An 861-nucleotide genomic window follows, 5' to 3' on the forward strand; every position below is an offset into this window, starting at 1 on the left:
TGCAAATGATAACTACTATCAACAATGTGATAGCTTGCGCCAGATCAACTCCCCGACCAATAACAATATGTGGCTACCCGGGGTTAACGCCATTCATGGATCCAGTTAACAGCATCCTTACTAAAGCCAGGGTAATGTGTGCCGATAGAGTACCAAGCTTGGCGACTTGTCATGCGCCCAAGTGGCAGACCCCTTCCCCGTATCTGGACTCGGCTACCCATGCAAAACCTCTCGCTCAACTGGAAAATCTTTCTCCCCCTCGCCCTGGTCATCGGTGCCAGTTTCGCCCTCAGCTTCGAGCTCTCCGCCTGGTTGCAGCGCGATCTGGCCCTGCGCCTGGCGGGCGAGAAGGTGGAGAGTACCGCCAACAGCTACATGGATCAGCTCAACGTCATGATGATGACCGGGGTCATCGCCAACCGCGCCATCGTGCAGAGCAAGATAATGAGCGAGGCCGGCATCACTGAGGCCCGCCTGATCCGCGCCCCTGCCGTCAGTTCGCTGTTTGGCCCGGGCCATCCGGATCAGCAGATAGTCGACGAGTGGGACCAGCGGGCCATCGAGCAGGGGGAGACGCTGCTCGAGCAAAAAGGCAGCCAGCTCACCCTGATAAAACCCTTCAAGGCTTACCAGGAGTACCGCGGCACCCAGTGCCTCACCTGCCATCAGGTCGCCGAGGGGACCGTCATGGGGGCCGTGCGCATCAGCTATGACCTGAGCCATATCTTTGCCGAGATCCGCCACAACAACTGGCTGCTGAGCGGCTGCCTGGGGGCCGTGTTCAGCCTGGGGTTTGGGCTGCTGTGGTGGGTATTGCAGCGTTACGTCAAACGCCCCGTCTATCGGCTGCAGCGCACCATG

1 pseudogene is annotated in these 861 nt (G+C 59.2%); it reads left to right on the top strand.

What is annotated here, in order from left to right:
• Positions 1-219: 219 nt before the first annotated feature.
• Positions 220-861, top strand: a pseudogene (locus BN1130_RS01440) (methyl-accepting chemotaxis protein); the annotation flags it as partial.

It is taken from the genome of Aeromonas rivuli (assembly GCF_000820045.1).
GTDB classification, from domain to species: Bacteria; Pseudomonadota; Gammaproteobacteria; order Enterobacterales; family Aeromonadaceae; genus Aeromonas; species Aeromonas rivuli.